16 protein-coding genes and 1 tRNA gene are annotated in these 18,836 nt (G+C 68.6%); 13 read left to right on the top strand and 4 right to left on the bottom strand.

Going from position 1 to position 18,836, the window contains the following annotated elements:
* On the bottom strand, positions 1 to 1,425 hold the full coding sequence (locus TPR58_RS01005) for a sigma-54-dependent transcriptional regulator (protein ID WP_346244734.1): 1,425 nt from the start codon (positions 1,423 to 1,425) through the stop codon (positions 1 to 3).
* Positions 1,426 to 1,578: 153 nt separating this feature from the next.
* Between TPR58_RS01005 and TPR58_RS01000 the strand changes: the two genes are divergently transcribed.
* The 7 genes from TPR58_RS01000 (at position 1,579) to TPR58_RS00970 (ending at position 6,737) form a co-directional block, all read left to right on the top strand.
* Positions 1,579 to 1,716: an aa3-type cytochrome c oxidase subunit IV gene (locus tag TPR58_RS01000; RefSeq protein WP_346244733.1), complete on the top strand. Its 138-nt coding sequence runs from the start codon at positions 1,579 to 1,581 to the stop codon at positions 1,714 to 1,716.
* Position 1,717: 1 nt separating this feature from the next.
* The gene (locus TPR58_RS00995) at positions 1,718 to 2,839 is read left to right on the top strand and encodes an NAD(P) transhydrogenase subunit alpha (RefSeq protein WP_346244732.1); all 1,122 of its coding nucleotides are present in this window, start codon (positions 1,718 to 1,720) and stop codon (positions 2,837 to 2,839) included.
* An 18-nt stretch (positions 2,840 to 2,857) separates the two neighbouring features.
* A complete protein-coding gene (locus TPR58_RS00990; RefSeq protein WP_346244731.1) occupies positions 2,858 to 3,136 on the top strand; it encodes a proton-translocating transhydrogenase family protein in 279 nt (92 codons plus the stop codon).
* Between the two features lie 4 nt (positions 3,137 to 3,140).
* Entirely contained in the window at positions 3,141 to 4,541 is a 1,401-nt protein-coding gene (locus TPR58_RS00985) for an NAD(P)(+) transhydrogenase (Re/Si-specific) subunit beta (protein WP_346244730.1), read from the top strand.
* Positions 4,542 to 4,692: 151 nt separating this feature from the next.
* Complete coding sequence (locus TPR58_RS00980) at positions 4,693 to 5,517, top strand: hypothetical protein (RefSeq protein WP_346244729.1); 825 nt, start codon at positions 4,693 to 4,695, stop codon at positions 5,515 to 5,517.
* 126 nt (positions 5,518 to 5,643) lie between these two features.
* Positions 5,644 to 6,579 (top strand): winged helix DNA-binding protein, encoded by a 936-nt coding sequence (locus TPR58_RS00975; RefSeq protein WP_346244728.1) that lies wholly within the window; start codon positions 5,644 to 5,646, stop codon positions 6,577 to 6,579.
* Between the two features lie 82 nt (positions 6,580 to 6,661).
* A tRNA-Val gene (locus TPR58_RS00970) sits at positions 6,662 to 6,737 on the top strand.
* A 70-nt stretch (positions 6,738 to 6,807) separates the two neighbouring features.
* Here TPR58_RS00970 and TPR58_RS00965 read toward each other — a convergent pair.
* The 3 genes from TPR58_RS00965 to TPR58_RS00955 all read right to left on the bottom strand — a co-directional run bounded on the left by TPR58_RS00965 (position 6,808) and on the right by TPR58_RS00955 (position 10,409).
* A complete protein-coding gene (locus tag TPR58_RS00965) occupies positions 6,808 to 7,176 on the bottom strand; it encodes a hypothetical protein (RefSeq protein ID WP_346244727.1) in 369 nt (122 codons plus the stop codon).
* Between the two features lie 67 nt (positions 7,177 to 7,243).
* The gene (locus TPR58_RS00960; protein ID WP_346244726.1) at positions 7,244 to 7,831 is read right to left on the bottom strand and encodes a helix-turn-helix domain-containing protein; all 588 of its coding nucleotides are present in this window, start codon (positions 7,829 to 7,831) and stop codon (positions 7,244 to 7,246) included.
* Positions 7,832 to 7,868: 37 nt separating this feature from the next.
* The gene (locus tag TPR58_RS00955; protein WP_346244725.1) at positions 7,869 to 10,409 is read right to left on the bottom strand and encodes a DUF2339 domain-containing protein; all 2,541 of its coding nucleotides are present in this window, start codon (positions 10,407 to 10,409) and stop codon (positions 7,869 to 7,871) included.
* Positions 10,410 to 10,516: 107 nt separating this feature from the next.
* Between TPR58_RS00955 and TPR58_RS00950 the strand changes: the two genes are divergently transcribed.
* The 6 genes from TPR58_RS00950 (at position 10,517) to TPR58_RS00925 (ending at position 18,836) form a co-directional block, all read left to right on the top strand.
* Positions 10,517 to 11,188, top strand: a complete 672-nt coding sequence (locus tag TPR58_RS00950; RefSeq protein ID WP_346244724.1) for a glutathione S-transferase family protein — start codon at positions 10,517 to 10,519, stop codon at positions 11,186 to 11,188.
* A gap of 40 nt (positions 11,189 to 11,228) precedes the next feature.
* On the top strand, positions 11,229 to 12,140 hold the full coding sequence (gene dapF / locus TPR58_RS00945; RefSeq protein WP_346244723.1) for a diaminopimelate epimerase: 912 nt from the start codon (positions 11,229 to 11,231) through the stop codon (positions 12,138 to 12,140).
* A gap of 178 nt (positions 12,141 to 12,318) precedes the next feature.
* Positions 12,319 to 12,690, top strand: coding sequence for a hypothetical protein (locus tag TPR58_RS00940; RefSeq protein WP_346244722.1), 372 nt, complete (start codon positions 12,319 to 12,321; stop codon positions 12,688 to 12,690).
* Between the two features lie 56 nt (positions 12,691 to 12,746).
* Positions 12,747 to 13,916 (top strand): efflux RND transporter periplasmic adaptor subunit, encoded by a 1,170-nt coding sequence (locus tag TPR58_RS00935; protein ID WP_346244721.1) that lies wholly within the window; start codon positions 12,747 to 12,749, stop codon positions 13,914 to 13,916.
* 3 nt (positions 13,917 to 13,919) lie between these two features.
* Complete coding sequence (locus TPR58_RS00930) at positions 13,920 to 17,105, top strand: efflux RND transporter permease subunit (protein ID WP_346244720.1); 3,186 nt, start codon at positions 13,920 to 13,922, stop codon at positions 17,103 to 17,105.
* 171 nt (positions 17,106 to 17,276) lie between these two features.
* Positions 17,277 to 18,836, top strand: a complete 1,560-nt coding sequence (locus tag TPR58_RS00925; RefSeq protein ID WP_346245112.1) for an ATP-binding protein — start codon at positions 17,277 to 17,279, stop codon at positions 18,834 to 18,836.

Genomic DNA, 18,836 nt, shown 5'->3' with positions numbered 1-18,836 from the left:
TCAAGCCGCGCTCTGATCGATCCCCAGCTCGACGAGCTTGCGGTACAGCGTCGATCGCCCGATCCCCAGGCGCCGGGCAACCTCGGTCATCCGCCCGCGATAATGGCCGATCGCGAGGCGGATCACGTCCGCTTCGATCTCGTGCAGTGTGCGCAGATTGCCGTCGGCGCGGAACAGCGTGACGCCGCCATTCCCCGAGGGCTGGCCGCCGGTGGTGCTCGCCGGCCGGCCGAGCGAGAGCTGGGCGAGTTGGGGGAAGTCGGCGCGGGTCAGGCCATCGCCCTCGCAGAGAACCGAGGCGCGGAACAAGGCGTTCTGCAACTGCCGGACATTGCCGGGCCAGTCATAGCTGCCGAGCAAGGCAAGCGCTTCGTCGGTGATGCCCAGCGGACGCAGGCCCGGTTGTTCGGCGATTCGCGCCAGGAGGTGGCGGGCAAGCGCGGGGATGTCACCCGTGCGGTCGCGCAGCGGCGGGATCATGACCTGGACGACGTTGAGCCGGTAATAAAGGTCCTCGCGGAACCGTCCCGCCTCGACCTCGGCGGCAAGGCTCTTGTTGGTGGCGGCAATGACGCGGACGTCCACTTCGCGCGGATGGCGCGCGCCGATCGGCTGGATCTCGCCCGACTGGAGCAGGCGCAACAGCCTGACCTGTGCGTCCAGCGGGATTTCGCCGACCTCGTCGAGGAAGATCGTGCCGCCGTCCGCATCCTGGAAACGGCCGATCTTGCGTTCGAATGCACCGGTAAAGGCACCTTTCTCGTGCCCGAACAATTCCGATTCGACGAGGTTGGACGGGATCGCGCCGCAATTGACGCGGACTATCTCCTTGCGGCTGCGCGGGGAAGCCGCGTGTATCGCCTCGGCTACCACTTCCTTGCCGACGCCGCTTTCGCCCTCGATCAGCATCGGCACGCGCGCGCGCGCTGCCTTGGCGGCGATCGCCAGCGCCGCGCGGAACAGCGGGGCCGACCCGACGATCTCGTCAAAGGCGAGCGGGGTCGACAGCTTCTCGCTGAGCGGGCGCAATTCGCCATCGGCCTCGCCGCCCAGCACGGCCTCCAGCGCGGCGAGCAGGCGTTCCGCCGCCAGCGGCTTGACGAGGAAATCGGTCGCGCCCGCCCGCATCGCCGAAACGGCGGCCGCAACCGAATCATTGGCGGTGAGCACCAGAATCGGCAGCAGGGGGCGTCGCACCCGCAGTTCGGCGATCAGCGCGGCAGCGTCGAAGTCGGGCGCGCTGTGGTCGAGCAGGATCGCATCGAGCGCCATGCCGTCGGGCGTGCCCAGCGTGGCGATCGCAGTCTCCGCGTCGCCCGCAAATACGGTGCGCCAGCCGCGGCGCGCTGCGATCGCGCCGACCAGGCGGCGCTGCGCCGGCTCGTCGTCGATCAGCATCATAAGGCGTTGCCCGTTTCGCGTCATTTCGCTGTATCTCGTCCCCACTGTCCCGTTTCAGAGCAGTCCGGATAGGAAACAGAGGTAAAGTTCAGCTTAAGTGCGAATTAGGGGGCGGCCCTTGAGGCGAGGGCGCAGCGCGGTTAGGAAGTCCGGCAACAGCACATCAGGGGAGATCACATGGCCGACGAATCGAACTCGACGCATGAGATCAAGCAGCACACCCAGACCTGGGGCGGCTTCGTCACGATGATGACCTGGGGCACCGCGATCTGCGTCGTGGTTGCCCTTTGCGTCGTCGTGCTGATCGCCAGCTGAGGTGAAGATCGCGGTATTGAAGGAAGTCGCGGCCGGCGAACGCCGGGTCGCGGCCACGCCCGAGACCGTCAAGAAGTTCGTCGCCCTGGGCGCGGAGGTGGCGGTCGAGGCCGGCGCCGGCGCCACGGCATCGATCGACGATGCGGGCTATGCGGCAGCCGGAGCGACGGTGGGCGATCGCGGCGCGGTGCTGGGCGGCGCGGACATCGTGCTGGGGGTGCAGGGCCCCGATCCCGCGACGCTTGCCGGCGTGGCGCCGGGTGCCTGGGTCGTCGCCGGGCTGAACCCCTTTGGCGAGCGCGCCAGGGTCGACGCCTATGCCGCGGCAGGGCTCGAAGCGCTGGCGATGGAATTCATGCCGCGCATCACCCGTGCGCAGTCGATGGACATCCTGTCCTCGCAGTCGAACCTGTCGGGCTACAAGGCAGTGCTGGACGCCGCCGCCGAATATGGCCGCGCCTTTCCGATGATGATGACCGCGGCGGGCACCGTCTCCGCCGCCAAGGTCTTCGTGATGGGCGTCGGCGTTGCCGGGCTCCAGGCGATCGCGACCGCGCGCCGTCTGGGCGCGCAGGTTTCCGCCACCGACGTGCGCGCCGCGACCAAGGAGCAGATCCAGTCGCTTGGTGCCAAGCCGATCTTCGTCGAGAATGTCGCAGGTATCGAGGGCGAGGGCTCGGGCGGCTATGCCACCGAGATGAGCGAGGAATATCAGAAGGCGCAGGCCGAGCTGGTATCGTCGCATATCGCGAAGCAGGACATCGTCATCACGACCGCGCTGATCCCCGGCCGCGCTGCGCCGCGGCTGATCAGCGACGCGCAGATCGCGACGATGAAGCCGGGTAGCGTCATCGTCGACCTGGCGGTCGAGCAGGGCGGCAATGTCGAGGGCGCGGTCGCCGGCGAGATCGTCGAGCGCCACGGCGTCCGCATCGTCGGCCACCGCAACGTGCCGTCGCGGCTGGCGGCGGACACCTCGGCGCTGTTCTCGCGCAACCTCTACAATTTCCTCTCGGCCTTCTGGGACAAGGACGCCGGCAAGCCGGTGCTCGACGAGGAAATCGGCGATGCGATCCGCCTGACCCAGGGCGGCAAGGTGGTGAACGCGCGGCTACTCGGCTGACGCACGAAGGGGGCTATCATGGACTTCATCTCGATCCTCTCGATCTTCGTGCTGGCCTGTTTCGTCGGCTATTACGTCGTCTGGTCGGTCACGCCGGCGCTGCATACGCCGCTGATGGCGGTGACCAACGCGATCTCGTCGGTGATCATCGTCGGTGCGCTGATCGCCGCGGCGGCCGGGGGCAGCGCGAGCGCCAAATGGCTCGGCCTCGTCGCGGTCGTGTTCGCCAGCATCAACATCTTCGGCGGGTTCGCCGTGACCGAGCGGATGCTCGCCATGTACAAGAAGAAGGGCTGAGCCGATGCATGAGGTGAACCCCTGGATCCCGCTCGCCTATCTGGTGTCGGGCGTCTGCTTCATCCTGGCGCTGCGCGGGCTTTCCAACCCGGCGTCGAGCCGGCGCGGCAACCGGTTCGGCATGGCGGGCATGCTGCTGGCGGTCGTGACCACGCTGATCACGCACGAGATCGCGGCATTGCCCGAAATCCTGGGCGCGATCGCGATCGGCGGCGTGATCGGCTTCGTCATCGCGCGCAAGATCGCGATGACCGACATGCCGCAGCTGGTCGCCGCGTTCCACTCGCTGGTCGGCCTCGCCGCGGTGCTCGTGGCGGCAGCCGCCTTCCTCAATCCCGAAGCGTTCGGCATTTCCGAGAATGGCGTGATCCACCAGGTCAGCCGGATCGAAATGGGGCTGGGCGTCGCGATCGGCGCGATCACCTTCTCCGGGTCGGTGATCGCCTTCCTTAAGCTGAACGGCAACATGTCGGGCAAGCCGATCCTGCTGCCGGGCCGCCACATCATCAACCTGGGGACGCTGGCCGCGATCCTCGGTCTGATCGGCTATTTCCTGACCGACCAGAGCCCCTGGGTGTTCTGGACGGTGACCGGACTCAGCTTTCTGATCGGTTTCCTGCTGATCGTGCCGATCGGCGGCGCGGACATGCCGGTCGTGGTGTCGATGCTGAACAGCTATTCGGGCTGGGCGGCGGCGGCGATGGGCTTCACGCTGCACAATACCGCGATGATCGTCACCGGCGCGCTCGTGGGCAGCTCGGGCGCGATCCTCAGCTACATCATGTGCCGGGCGATGAACCGCAGCTTCATCAGCGTGATCGCCGGCGGGTTCGGCGGCGACGCCGGGGGCGGCGCCGCCGCGGCGGCGAGCGACCGGCCGTGGACGCGCGGATCGGCCGAGGATGCGGCCTTCCTGATGAGCCAGGCGGAACAGGTCATCATCGTGCCCGGATACGGCATGGCGGTGGCGCAGGCGCAGCATGTGCTGCGCGAGATGGGCGACAAGCTGAAGGAGCACGGCGTCCGCGTCAAATATGCGATCCACCCGGTGGCGGGACGCATGCCGGGGCATATGAACGTTCTGCTGGCCGAAGCGAACGTGCCCTATGACGAGGTGTTCGAGCTGGAGGACATCAACTCCGAATTCTCGCAGACCGACGTTGCCTTCGTCATCGGCGCCAACGACGTCACCAATCCGGCGGCCAAGACCGACAAGAGCTCGCCCATCTACGGCATGCCGATCCTGGACGTGGAGAAGGCCAAGACCGTGCTGTTCGTGAAGCGCAGCATGGGCGGCGTCGGCTATGCCGGCGTCGACAATGACGTCTTCTACATGGACAACACCATGATGCTCCTCGCCGACGCCAAGAAGATGGTAGAGGAGATCGTTAAGTCTCTGGACTAACGGGGGCGTTTCAGGCCACGATCCCGGCCAGGGTATTTTTGGTAGGGGGAATGACATGGCGACTGTCGGCTCGATCATCGGCGGCACGTTCCGCCTGATCCGGGAACGGCCGGGGGCGGTAGCGATATGGGGCGTCACCTATATCGTCGGAATGATCGCGATCTACGCCGCGTTCGGTCTCTTGCTGGGCACCAGCATGATATTCATGCCTGGTCAGGCAGCCGATCCGTCCGCCATGGGGCAGTTCGGCGCGGGCGCGCTCCTGATGATTCTGCTCGTGTATCTGCTGCAGTTCTTCCTCTCGATCATCCTGATCAATGCCGTGTACCGCGCAATGCTGCGACCCAGCGAAAGCAGTTTCGCCTTCATGCGGATCGGCGGCGACGAGTTCCGCATGCTGGGGCTGGCGGTCATCTTCTTCATCGGCATTGTAATCCTCTACCTGCTCATGCTCCTGGCGACGATGGTGGTGGCATTCGTGATCGGAGCGATCGCCGGCCAGAACACGGCCGTCGCGGGCGTGCTGACATTCGTGCTGGGGATCGGTTTCTTCGCGCTGTGGATCTGGGTGCTGGTTCGTCTGTCGCTGATCTTTCCGATGACATTTCATCGCCGGCGTATCGCGATCGACGAAGGATGGGCGCTCGGCAAGGGCCGGTTCTGGACGTTGTTCGGCTCGTATCTGGTCGTCTGGCTTTTGATTGTGGTGCTGGCGCTGGTGTTCTTCTGGTCGATCTTCGCCGCGATCTTCGCCGCTGCTGGATCGGGTGACCCGACGGCGGCGCAATTCGCGGTGGCGCAGATGATGGGGTCGGTCGCGACGGTCATCATGTTTGTGATCGGCACGTTCGTCCTCTCCCTGATGGCGTTCGTGCTCGGCTATGGCGTGGTCGGCAGCGCCGCGCGCGAATTGCTGGCCGAAACGGGCGACGTGCCCGAGGCCGACGCCTATCGCACCGCGGAAATCTTCGAGTAACCCGCGGCTTCCTCTCCCCTCGCGCGGGGTCGTCGACGGTCCTGATTGCTCCGAAACGGAGGAACTCGGACTCTCGACGGCCCGCGCGGTGCGGCATCCCTAAGCCGATGTCGATTCGAGATAATCATGACGGATGAGTATCGGCCGGCGCCGGTTGCGCCCGACCTCGAGCTGGATTTCTCCGAGGCGCTTGTCATCGCCGGCGACGTTGAAGGCGGCCGGGTGGCGGCCGAAGCGCTCGCCCTGGCGGAAGTCCGCGTGGACGAGCGGATCGGATTCGACGCTGCATCGGCGGCTCTGTCCCGTCCGCACGGACGAATGATCGTGATCGAGGCGACCGGCGCACCGGATGCGCTGGTCGAGCCGGTGCTGGTGCAGGCCAACCGGATCGCACTGGAGCATCGATTGCCGATCGTCGCAACGGTGGACGCTGGCCAGATCGATCTCGCCACCTCGCTGCTGATGAGCGGCAATGCGAAGGTGCTGAGCGCGCCGTCGCTGGCCGAGCGGGTGGCGGCGATCGCTGCGGCGCGCTTCGGCCTGGTTGCACCCGAGACGGGCGAGGACCGGCAATCCGTGGCACCGCCACGATGGGCGGACGAGGTCGCGCGAATCGCCGAGACGCTCACCCGGCTGAGCCGCGGCGACCTTTCCGGTCCGGGTGTCCGCGATCCCGGCCGCGGCTATCGCGGCGAAGATCCTGACGGCGTCGAGGATGCCAACCCGCGCGAGATCCGCACCGCGATCCGCGCGCGGCGAATGCGCGCCCAGTATTTCGATGCCGAACTGTTCGCCGATCCGGCCTGGGACATGCTGCTCGACCTCTACGCCTCGGCGCTGGAGCGGCGGCAGGTATCGGTGTCCAGCCTGTGCATTGCGGCCGCCGTGCCGCCGACCACGGCATTGCGCTGGATCAGCACGCTGAACGAGGCCGGTCTGTTCGAACGCAACGCCGATCCCAGCGACCGGCGGCGCGCCTATATCGCGTTGAGTCCCAAGGGGCTGGCCGGAATGCGCGCCTATGTCGCGGCGCTGCGGCGTCAGGGCCTGCCGCTCATCTGAGCCAACGCAAAAGCCGCGATAATCACCGCGCAGGGCTTTGACGCGCGACGAAAACCGCCTAAAGCGCGGCTTCCCGAGATACGGGCGCTTAGCTCAGTTGGTAGAGCATCTCGTTTACACCGAGAGGGTCGGCGGTTCGAGCCCGTCAGCGCCCACCAGGACCCAGATCAGGATCCCTCGCGCTGCCGCGGCGCCGGCCTGTCCGGATCGCCGCGACGCGGATGCAGATCAGTTGACCGTGAAGGTCGCCGTGTCGTTCGCATACTTGATCGTGACATAGGCGGCGTCGCAGATGTTGATGCCCGACCATACCGCAGTCGCGCCATCCCCGAAGGTCGCCTTCAGGTCATATTTGCACTGCGAACCTTCCTTGTCGAAATGAATGGTGGTGCGGCCGCCATTCTTGACCTCGGGCTCGCGCTTCATTTCGGGATCGACCTTGTTCGCCTGCCACTTGTTGGCGCCGGCCGGCGAGATCTCGAACGTCTTGATGCCCTTGCCGGTGCTGTTGGTCAGGACGAAGTCCCATTCCTCGGCGAGGGCGGGCGCTGCCGCAAGCAGTGCGGCGGCGGCGAATGCAGCGAATTTATAAGCCATCAGATACCCCTCCAGATCGCTTTCGAATGCGCCTCTTTCGCGCGTTCGGCAAGGGGTCAGGCTGTGGTCAGAGCGGCCGGACGAGACGGACCGCACAGCCGATCCAGGCGGGGTCGGCGACCACCTGCTGACGCGCGCCGGCGCCTAGCGGAAGCAGGTGCAGCCTGCCCGTGCCGTCGGGGGTCCGGTCGCCCGGCTCGCGCCCGATCAGGCGGCCGAACAGGAACCGGCCGCCGGGGCGCGGGACCAGCACGTCGCGATTGAGCGCGGCAGCGAAGTCATCGGGATCGAGTCGCCGGCACCAGATCTCGTCGCCCGTGCGATAATCGCCGATTCCGCCCGCAACGCTGACCGCGACGGTGCCGGGTTCGGCGCGGACCGGGGTCAGCATCGCGTCGCGGCGGGGCGCCTGTGCGCCGCCGCCGTCGAGCACGGCCGCCACCGGAATTTCGGGCCGGTCCGCCACGCGCACCAGGTCCGATGCCTCGACGCCCAGCGCCTTGGCGATGCGGTTGAGCCAGCCGACCGAAACGGTTCGCGTGCCGGTCTCCAGCCTGCCAATCGTCTGTGCCGTGGTCGGCGGCACGCATCGGCGAGCGACATCGTCCAGCGTCAGCCCCCTGGCCCGGCGCACCTCGCGGATGGCGGTGATCATTGCGGCTCCCCTAACCCATCAGGTTGCGGAGTCTTTCTCAGTTTTCCCGCTCCGGCAAGCCGGCAATTGCCGGCGCCGGCGCCGCGCCCTTGCCCACGAACCTGCCATAGGCCCAGCCGATCACGATCAGCGCCAACCCCAGCCCCAGGAAGGACAGGATGCGAAGGATGCCATCGAGTGCCGCCGCGTCGATCAGGAACACCTTGAGCGTCACCAGCGTCAGCAGCGCGAGGCCGGCGATGCGCAGCGGCTTCGCTTCCCCGGCGATACCGCGCCACAGCCACAGCAAGGCGACCACCAGCAGGGCGGCCGAATAGGCGCCATTCTCCAGCGTCGAGACGGGGCCGGTGAGGAACCAGCCGTGCGTCAGCCAGCGCACCGCCGCGGCGACCGCCAGCAGGAGGAACCCCAGTCCCGCCAAGTCGAGGCGACGCTCGCGCGCGCCGGGCAGGCTTCGCAACCACAGGCCCGTCGCTGCAAGGTGGAGCGGGACGAACGGCCCGCTCCATTGCCCGACGACGACCGGGTTCAGCGCGAGCAGGTCGAACCAGACGACCCGAAACAGCCCCAGCACGATCAGGATCCAGCCCAGCCGCGGCTGGCGCGCGCGGACCAGCAACGCCCAGCCCGCAGCCAAACAGGCCTGGGTGAAGATCGTCCGCTCGACAAAGCCCTGCATCGTCAGTGCCTGGGGCGTATCGAGATGCAGGACCTGCTTCGCCAGCACCCAGGCGACCAGGATCGCAAGCGCGATGATCGCGCCTGCCACCCCGGCGCGCGCCTTGCCGAACTGGCGGCGGTCGGTCAGCAACAAGGCCGATGCCGCGAGCAGCGGAAGTGCCAGCGCACGGAGCGCTTCGCCCGGACCGGGAAGCAGGGTGAAGCCGCCAGGCAGCCCGAACAGAGACGCGCTGATAGCGCTGGCCAGCGCGACCAGGATCGGGGTCGCGGCGATCAACGCCGCGGCGAGCGGGAGCGTCGGCAACTCGAACAGCGTCGGCGCCTCGATCCTGCGAGCCCAGAGCGCGGCGGCGACCAGTATCGCCGTCAGCGGCAGGGCGAGCCAGACGGTCGGCACCAGCACGCCCAGTCCGATCGCGGCAAGCAGGCCGGCCACCAGGGTGGCTGCGACGAGGATGCGCTCCAGACGCTCGCCGCGATAGCGCCAGGCAAGGCTGGCCGCGGCCGCAGCGGCAACCAGTTCGAGCGCGCTCCAGCCGATCGGGGCCAGCAGCACGCGCGCGCAGCCATGGGCGATCAGCACCGGCCCGGCGGTGCCGGCAAGCGCGATCGCTGCCCAGCCGGCATGTCGGCGGGCCAGCACGTGCCCCGCACCCGCGAACAACGCCGTGGCGATGACGGCTGCGACCGGCGTGACGCCAAGCTCGGGCTGGACGAGCGCCAGCGCCTCCAGCAGCAACAGGAGGCCGATCGCGGCAAGCGCGCCCGGCAGGAACACCCGGTCGCGCCACGCCAGGAACAGCGATGCTGCCGCAAGGACGAGGTAGAAGCTCCAGGCAAGCGCATCGAACTGGAGCACGGGGGCGATCGCGATCAGCTGGATCAGTCCCGCCACCAGCGGCAACAGCCTCAGCCAGGGCGTGCGGATGCCGGTCGCGGGCAGCGCGGCGCTAGCGCCCGCCGCCAGGACCACGACGAACCCGCCGACCGTCGCCAGATCGCCACCGCCCAGCATCGCCAGCAGGAAATTGACCCAGGCGAAGCCCGCGCCGGTTGCCGCCAGCGCCAGCCAGCCCCAGCGCCGATTGACCGCCAGCCCGAAGATCGCGGCGGTGAACAGGCCGAGATAGACGAGCAGCGGGCCGATGCCGGCCGCATTCCATCCCGCCACGAGCGGAGCGATGAACCCGCCGCCCAGCGCCATGATCGCGGTCGGCGGCCCGTGCCGCAGCGACAGCGCCAGCGCCAGCGCGGTGATCGCCAGCATCAACCCGAACCCGGTGACCGGGCCGACCAGGTGATAGAGCGCCGCCGCCATGTAGAGCGTGGCGTAGAAGCTCGCGACGCCGGCGCCGGCCAGTGCTTGGGCCACGCGCGGATCATCGCGGGTGGCGGCGATCCGCCGGGTGACCTCGCTTCCGACGATCAGCGTCGCGGCGAAGATCGCTGCCAGGATCGTCCGCGTCGTCGGCCCCAGCAGACCCGCTTCGATCGAATAGCGGACCAGGAAGAAGCCGGCGAGAACCAGCGCTACGCCGCCGATCCAGATCGGCAAGCGGCCGCCGATCAGAGATTCGAAACTGATCGCCGGGCGCGGCTGCGGCGCGGGGGCGGGAGCCGGTGGCGCGGGCCGATCGACCCGCGGCTGCGGTGCGGCGGCAAGCGCCGGCACCGGTGGGACAGGGCGCGACGCGCGTTGCGGATGTGCGGGTTCAGCTGGCGGTGTGTCGACAATAGCCGGGCCGGCAGGGCGCAGTCCGCTATCACGGCGACGCTCGACCAGGCCCAGGCGCTGGTCGTAATGATCGAGGTCCTGCCTCAGCCGGGCCAGGTTGCGATGCTGGTTATACGCAACGATGCCCAGGACGATGACGGCGAGAAGCAGGAGGGAGATCACGACCGCCGGTCTTGCACGCTACGCCGCGCTTGTCGCCTATTATCCAGTTGTCCAATGCAACCTATCTGTTACGATGCCGCATCGATTTCTAGGAGAGGACTTTGGCCATGATCGTCTTCGGTTCCACCCTGTCGCCCTATGTGCGCAAGGTGATGGTGTTCGGCGCGGAAAAGGGACTCGATATGGAGCTCAGGATGGCCGGCATGGGCCGCGGTGGGCCGGAGTTCGCCGCGGCCAGCCCGTTCGGCAAGATGCCGGGCTTTGTCGACGGCGACTTCGCGATCTCCGATTCCAGCGCGATCGTCGCCTATCTCGACGCGAAATATCCCGATCCCAACCTGATCCCGGCCGCCCCGGAGGCGCGGGCGCGCACCATCTGGTATGACGAGCTGGCCGACACGATCGTGATGGCCGCGGGCAGCGCGATCTTCGGCAACCGTTTCGTGATCCCGCGCGTGATGAAGGGCCAGCCCGATCACGACGCCGCCGACAAAGCGGAAACCGCCGTCCTTCCGCCGATTCTCGACTATCTGGAAGGCGTGATCCCGCAAAGCGGCTTCCTGGTCGAGGATCGGCTGACGCTCGCCGATATCGCCGTGGCCAGCCCGTTCGCCACCCTGGGCTGTGTCGACTGCCGGGTCGATCCCGCACGCTGGCCGAAGACCGCGGCCTGGGTCGATGCGATCCACGCCCGGCCCAGTTTCGCCGCGATCATCGCCAAGGACCAGGCGGCGGTCGCCGCGATGGGCGGGCCGGTGATGCAAAGCGCCGCTGCCTGAGCGGATTGCCCATGACGCATGGCGGTCCTAAGGGGCGGCCATGCGCTTCGCTTTCGTCAAATGCCACGGGTCGGGGAACGACTTTCCGCTGATCGACGCCCGCTCCCTGTCGCTGGGCGATGCGGAATGGGCGGTCGTCGCCCGCGCGCTGGCCGATCGCGCCGGCACGGCCGGCGGTGACGGCCTGTTGTTGCTGACCGCGGGCGATGGCGAGCATGACTTCGGCATGCGCATGTTCAATTCGGACGGGTCGGAGGCCGAGACCTGCCTCAACGGCCTGCGCTGCGTCGCCCGGGCGGGGTTCGAGGCGCTGGGGCTCGAGACTGCGCGCGTCCGCCTGAAGACGAGCAGCGCCGATGTCGCCCGCGTTGCCGATCTCGCGCCCGGCGTAACCACGATCCGTACCCGCGTCGGCCCTGCCTCGACCGATCTGGCCGATGTCGGCCTGACCGGGCCGCTGTCCGACCTGCCCAGCGCGCGCAGCTTCGTGGCGGTCGCGATGCCGAATCCGCATCTCGTCACTTTCGTCGATCGCGTCGACGAGGCCGAACTGGTCGCGCTTGGCGAATGGTGCGAGGCAGCGCCGCCGCTGATCCCCGGTCGGGCCAATGTCTCGTTCGTCGAGCAGCGCGGGCCCGACCTCTATGTCCGCACCTTCGAACGCGGCGTCGGCCTGACCAATAGCTGTGGCAGCGCGATGGCCTCGTCGGTCTATGCCGCCGGGCTGACCGACCGCGTTCCGTTCGGAGCAGCCACGACCGTCTTCAACAAGGGTGGACTGGTTCGCGGGACGGCGAGCGCCGAGGGGATCGTCACGATCGAGGGCAATGCCACCTTCCTGTACGACGCGCAGGTCGAGATTGCCGACGGTATCGCGGGACCGGTCGAGGACCGCATCGATCGCGACGGCGAGGCTGACGCCTGGGCGAATGCAGTCGCAGCGCTGGCCTGAAGAGACCGCTGCGCGAATCGTCACGGGCTCGGGACCCCGATCGCGCAACGCACGTTGCGCCAGGGTCCCGGACGTGCGCCGCGACAGCATGCGCCGTCTCGGCACGGACCACGCGAGGAAGGGCCGCTCCGCTCGGGCGGCCCTTTTTCACGGGCGCCCGATCGGCTAAGGGTACCCGGTGCGCCGGCTGTTCGCCCTTCTTGCATCGCTGTTCCTGCTCGCGGGTCTCGTGAACGGGTCGGTGATCCATGCGGCCGAGACATCGGGCCACGGCGTCGCCAGTAGCTGGCTCCATGCCGATGACGAGCATGACCATTCGGCGCCGGCCGATGCCGATGTCGAACGACCCGCGCCCGGCGAGCCCGAAACCGGGATCGATCACGGCGTGCCGCATGGCGGTCATGGCTGTCATGGCCATGATCTGGGCGCGCAGTTCGCCTTTGCCCGCCAGTCCGCCCTGCGTCCGCTGCCTGCGGCACCCGGCATGACCCCGGCACGGCTCCTCGACCAGCAGCTTGCTGCCCGGATGCTGAGGCCCCCGATCGCCTGACGATGTCCGCCGCCGCCCCTGCGCGGCGCCGATGATCATCATCAGGAGCATTTCAAATGACCGTCACTATCGCGGCGCGGTGCGCCGCATGGTCGTGTCGGCTTGCGCCCGCGCTTCTGCTGCTGCCGCTTGCCGGCTGCGGCGAGGGCGGCGCGCCCGCCGGCCATAACAAGACCGAAGCCGAACCGCATGTGGCAGCGGGCGAGATCGCGCTGAGCGACGATCAGGTCGCCGCCGCCGGAATTACGCTCGTCCGGCCCGAACGCGGATCGGGCGGGGGCACCATCGCCGCGCCTGCGCTGCTCGAGGGGGATCCGCAGGCGACCCAGATTGTCTCGGCCGCGATCGGCGGGCGGGTCGTATCGCTCGCCCGCAACCTGGGCGACCCGGTCCGCCGGGGAGAGACGCTGGCAGTGATCGAGAGCCGCGAGGCGGCCGCCCTCAATGCCGAGGTCGAGCGGGCGGCGGCGCGCGCCGAACTCGCCCGCGCCAATCTCAGCCGCGACGAGGCGCTGTTCGCCAAGGGGCACCGGCCCGAGCGCGAGGTCCAGACCTCGCGCGCCGCCGCACGCGAGGCGGAGGTGAGCCTGAACATGGCGCGCCAGCAGGTGGCGGCATCGGGCCTGCGGCGCGGCGGCCTCAACCGGATCGTGATCGCCGCGCCGATCGGTGGCCGGGTAATCGGCCGCACCGCGATGCTGGGCCAGACCGTCGCGGCCGATGCCGAGCTGTTTCGAGTCGCCAACCTGACCCGGATCAGCGTCACGCTGTCGTTGCCGCCCGCCGATGCCAGCCGGGTGCAACCCGGCATGACGCTCACCCTAGCGGCGCCCGGCCGCGAGGGGCAGGCTCGGGTCCGGTTCGTCTCGCCGGTCCTCGATTCCGAGACCCGGCTGGTGCGGGTCATCGCCGATCTCGACAATCGCGACGGGCGCTGGCGCGTCGGCGAGCCGGTCCAGGTGGAAATCCGGACCGAGACCGGCGCCGGGCCGGCCGACCGGCTGAGCGTTCCGGCCGACGCGGTCCAGACCATCGGCAACCGACCGACGGTGTTCGTCCGGACCCCCGCAGGGTTCCGTGCGGTCCCCGTCACGCTGGGCAGGCGCGACGGCCCGCGGGTGATCATTGTCTCCGGCCTGACCGGCGGCGAGCGGATCGCGGCCACCAACAGCTTCACGCTCAAGGCCGAACTCGGCAAGGGCGACGCCGATCATGGGGATCATTGAGCCATGATCGGACGGATCGTCACCCTGTCGGTCGAGCGGCGCTGGCTGGTGTTGCTGTTGACCGTGATCGCCGCCGCGATCGGCGCCGCCGCGCTGGTGCGGCTGCCGATCGATGCCGTGCCCGACATCACCAATAACCAGGTCCAGGTGAATGTCCGCGCCAGCGGCCTGTCGCCCGAACTGGTCGAGAAGCAGATCGCCTATCCAATCGAGACCGCGTTGGCGGGCACCCCCGGGCTGGACCATACGCGGTCGCTCAGCCGCAACGGCTTCGCGCAGGTCACCGCGGTCTTCAGCGATTCGACCGACATCTATTTCGCCCGCGCCCAGGTGCTCGAACGGCTGCGCGCGGTGGAACAGGACCTGCCCGTCGGCGCCGAGCCCGAACTGGGCCCGATCGCCACCGGGCTGGGCGAGGTGTTCATGTGGACCGTCCGCATGGCGCATCGACCGGGCGACCGGCACGCGCCCGGCGAACCGGGGCTTCAGCCCGACGGCAGCTATGTCACGCCTGATGGCGACCATCTCCAGACCGAGGCCGACCGCGCCACCTATCTGCGCACCGCGCAGGACTGGATCGTCGCGCCGCTGCTGCGCAACGTCGACGGGCTCGCCGGCGTCGATTCGATCGGCGGCCATGAGAAGCAGTATCTGGTGGTCCCCGATCTGCAGCGCCTCGCGGCGCTGCGCATCGATCTCGACGCGCTCGCCCGCGCGATCGAGGCGAACAATGGCGCGATCGGCGCGGGAACCGTCAATCGCAACGGCGAGGGGCTGGAGGTGCGGTCCGATGCTCGGCTGACCGGGATCGCCGATCTGGCGAAGACCCCGATCGCGACGCGCGACGGCGTGCCAGTCCTGCTGGATACGGTCGCCCGGGTGAGGCTGGGCCAGGCGTTGCGCACCGGATCGGCGTCGGAGAACGGAACCGAGGTCGTGGTCGGGACCGCGATCATGCGCATCGGCGAGAACAGCCGCCAGGTCGCCTCGGGCGTCGCCCGGCGGCTGGGCGAGATCAACGCGTCATTGCCGCCCGACATCATCGTCGAGCCGGTGCTGGACCGGACCGCGCTGGTCAACGCGACGATCGCCACCGTGACGCGCAACCTGAGCGAGGGCGCGCTGCTGGTGATCGTCGTGCTGTTCGCGCTGCTCGGCAATTTCCGCGCCGCGATCATCGCCGCGCTGGTCATTCCGGTCACGATGATGCTGGCCGGCTTCGGCATGCTGCAGGCGGGCGTGTCGGCGAACCTGATGAGCCTGGGTGCGCTCGATTTCGGGCTGATCGTCGACGGGGCGGTGATCATCGTCGAGAATGCGCTGCGCCGCATCGGCGAGCGTCAGCACGAGGCCGGCGGGCAGCTGACCCGGCAGGAGCGGCTGGACACGATCGCCGCCGCCGCCCGCGAGATGGTGCGCCCTTCGGTCTATGGCCAGGCGATCATCATGCTGGTCTATGTCCCGCTGCTGATGCTGGGCGGGGTCGAGGGCAAGACCTTCGCGCCGATGGCGCTGACGGTGATCCTGGCGCTGATCGCCGCATTCCTGTTGTCGATCAGCTTCGTGCCGGCGGCGATCGCCGCCTGGCTGACTGGACCAGTCGAGGAACAGGAAGGGCGCGTCGTCCGCTGGCTGAAGCGGGGCTATGCCCCCGGCCTGGAACAGGCGCTCGCGCGTCCGCGCATCGTGATCGGCGGCGCCCTGGCGGGCATTGCCGCGGCGGCGCTGCTGTTTGCCACGCTGGGGCAGGAATTCCTGCCGCAACTCGACGAAGGCGACCTGACGGTCCAGCTTCTGCGCCTGCCGGGCACGTCGATCGAGCAGAGCCAGGCGATGCAGTCGCGGGTCGAGCGGAGGCTCTCGACCCTGCCCGAAGTGCGGTTCGTCTTTTCCAAGACCGGCACTGCCGAACTGGCGTCCGATCCGATGCCGCCCAACATTTCCGACACGTTCGTCGTGATGAAGCCGCGGGCGCAATGGCCTGATCCGGGCCTGCCAAAGGCCGAACTGGTCGAGCGGGTTGAACGGGTGCTTGCCGGCCTGCCGGGCCAGGCATTCGAGATCAGCCAGCCGATCCAGATGCGTTTCAACGAGCTGATCGCCGGGGTGCGCGGCGATATCGCGGTCAAGGTCTTCGGCGACGATCCCGCGGCGATGGCGGACACCGCGGGCCGGATCGCGGCGATCCTGCGCGACACGCCGGGCGCCGCCGATGTGCGGGTCGAGCAGGCGTCAGGCCTGCCGATGCTCGATGTCCGCCCGGATCGCGACGCGATGGCGCGACTGGGCATCGCGGCAAGCACCGTCCAGGACACGGTCGCCGCCGCGGTGGGGGGCCGCGACGCGGGCCTGATCTTCGAAGGCGACCGGCGATTCTCGGTCACGATCCGGCTGGACGACGCCGCGCGCGCCGATCCCGATGTGCTGGCGCAGGTCCCGGTGGCGACGCCATCGGGGGGCTTCGTGCCCCTGTCCACCGTCGCCGCGATCGCCGTGACCGAGGGGCCGAACCAGATCAGCCGCGAGAATGGCCAGCGCCGGCTGGTGGTCCAGGCCAATGTCCGCGGGCGCGACATCGCCGGCGTGGTCGCGGATGCCGAGGCACGGATTGCCCGCGAGGTGCGGCTGCCGACCGGCGTGCATCTGCAATGGGGCGGCCAGTTCGAAAATCTCGCCTCGGCGCGCGAGCGGCTGATGCTGGTGGTGCCCGCCTGCCTGGCGATCATCGTCCTGCTGCTCTTCGGCGCGCTGGGGAGCATGCGCGAGGCGGCGATCGTCTTCACCGGCGTTCCGCTTGCGCTGGTCGGCGGGGTGGTGGCCCTCTGGCTGCGCGGCATGCCCTTCTCGATCTCGGCGGCGGCAGGGTTCATCGCACTGTCGGGGGTCGCGGTCCTGAACGGGCTGGTGATGGTGACCGCCATCCAGCGCCTGCGCGCGTCCGGGATGGCGCCGGTCGAAGCCGCCCGGCAGGGTGCGCTTCAGCGGCTGCGGCCGGTGGTCATGACCGCGCTCGTCGCCTCGCTGGGCTTCGTTCCGATGGCGCTGGGCCATGGGGCCGGGGCGGAGGTGCAGAAGCCGCTGGCGACGGTAGTGATCGGCGGTCTGGTTTCGGCAACGCTGCTCACCCTGTTGCTGGTCCCGGTGCTGATGGCCCGTTTCGGATCCGAAATCGGGACGGAGGCGAAATAACCCGCGGTCCGTGGGGATATAATCGGACCGTTCCGGTGTTATGGCCGCCAACTTCCTCATTCCGTTTCCGAGTTTGCCCGCACGATGAGCGCCATTTCGCCACCGGAAGGTCCTGCCCCGAACGTCGATCCCGAGCCCGCCAATGGCCGGTACCGGGCGCTGTTCGAATCGATGGACGAGGGATTCTGCATCATCGAGTTCCTCGACGGACCGCATGGCCCCTTGTCGGACTATATCCATATCGAGGCGAACGCCGCCTATGAACGCCATGCCGGCATTCCCAATGTCGTCGGCCAGAAGGTGCGCGAGATGGTGCCCGACGAGGCCGATGGCTGGGTCGAGCTATATGGCGGGGTGCTGCGGACCGGACAGCCGATCCGGTTCCAGCGCGAGCTGGTTGCCACCGGCCGCTATCTGGAGGTCTCGTCGTTCCGGGTCGGCGACCCGTCCGATCGGCTTGTGGCGGTGCTGTTCAACGACGTGACCGAGCGGATGCGCGCCGAGGCGGCGATGCGGACGTTGAACGAGACGCTGGAGGCGCGCATCGCCGAGGCGCTGGCGGAGCGCGAGCAGGTCGAATCGGCGCTTCGCCAGGCGCAGAAGATGGAGGCGGTCGGCCAGCTGACCGGTGGCCTGGCGCACGACTTCAACAATATCCTGGCCGGGATCAGCGGCGCGTTCGAGATGATCGGGACCCGCATCGCCCAGGGGCGGACCGCCGATGTCGAACGCTATCTGGCGGCCGGGCAGGGCGCGGCACGGCGCGCTGCGGCGCTGACGCACCGGCTGCTGGCCTTTTCGCGCCGCCAGACGCTGACTCCGCGGCCGATCGTCATCAACCGCCTGCTGGCCGACATCACCGAGCTGTTCCAGCGCACGGCAGGTCCCGGCATCATGGTCGAGACCGTTGCCGCCAGCGCGCTATGGCCCGCGCTGGTCGACGACAACCAGCTCGAAAACGCGCTGCTCAACCTGTGCATCAACGCCCGCGATGCGATGCCCGACGGGGGCCGGATCACGATCGAGACCGGCAATCGCTGGCTCGACCACACCACCGCCCATGCGCTGGGGCTCGATCCCGGCCAATATGTGACCGTATGCGTCAGCGACACCGGCATCGGCATCGCGAAGGAGGATCTGGAGCGCGTCTTCGACCCCTTCTTCACGACCAAGCCGATGGGGCAGGGGACCGGGCTGGGGCTGTCGATGGTCTATGGCTTTGCCCGCCAGAGCCATGGCCATGTCCGCATCTATTCCGAGGTCGGCCAGGGGACGATGGTGTGCATCTACCTGCCGCGATACCATGGCGAGGAGGAAGTCGACGCGCCGCTGGTGCCCGCCGACTCGGTTCCGGTCGAGGCGGGCGAGACCGTGCTGGTGATCGACGACGAACCCTCGGTGCGGATGCTGATCGCCGATGCGCTCGGCGATCGCGGCTATGCCTGTCTCGAGGCGCAGGACGGCCCGGCGGGGCTCAAGCTGCTCCAGTCGGGCGCGCGGATCGACCTGCTGATCACCGATGTCGGCCTGCCCGGCGGGTTGAACGGCCGTCAGGTCGCCGATGCCGCGCGCGCGCTGCGGCCGGGGCTGCGCATCCTGTTCGTCACCGGCTATGCCGAGAATGCGGTGCTGAACCACGGCCATATCGAACATGGCATGGAGGTGCTGACCAAGCCGTTCGCCATCGAGGATCTGATGCGCCGCGTCGCGCGGTTGATGCAGAAGGATTAG

Source organism: Sphingomonas rustica (assembly GCF_039652585.1).
Lineage (GTDB): Bacteria > Pseudomonadota > Alphaproteobacteria > Sphingomonadales > Sphingomonadaceae > Sphingomonas > Sphingomonas rustica.
This window is presented reverse-complemented; position numbering and strand designations above follow the sequence as displayed.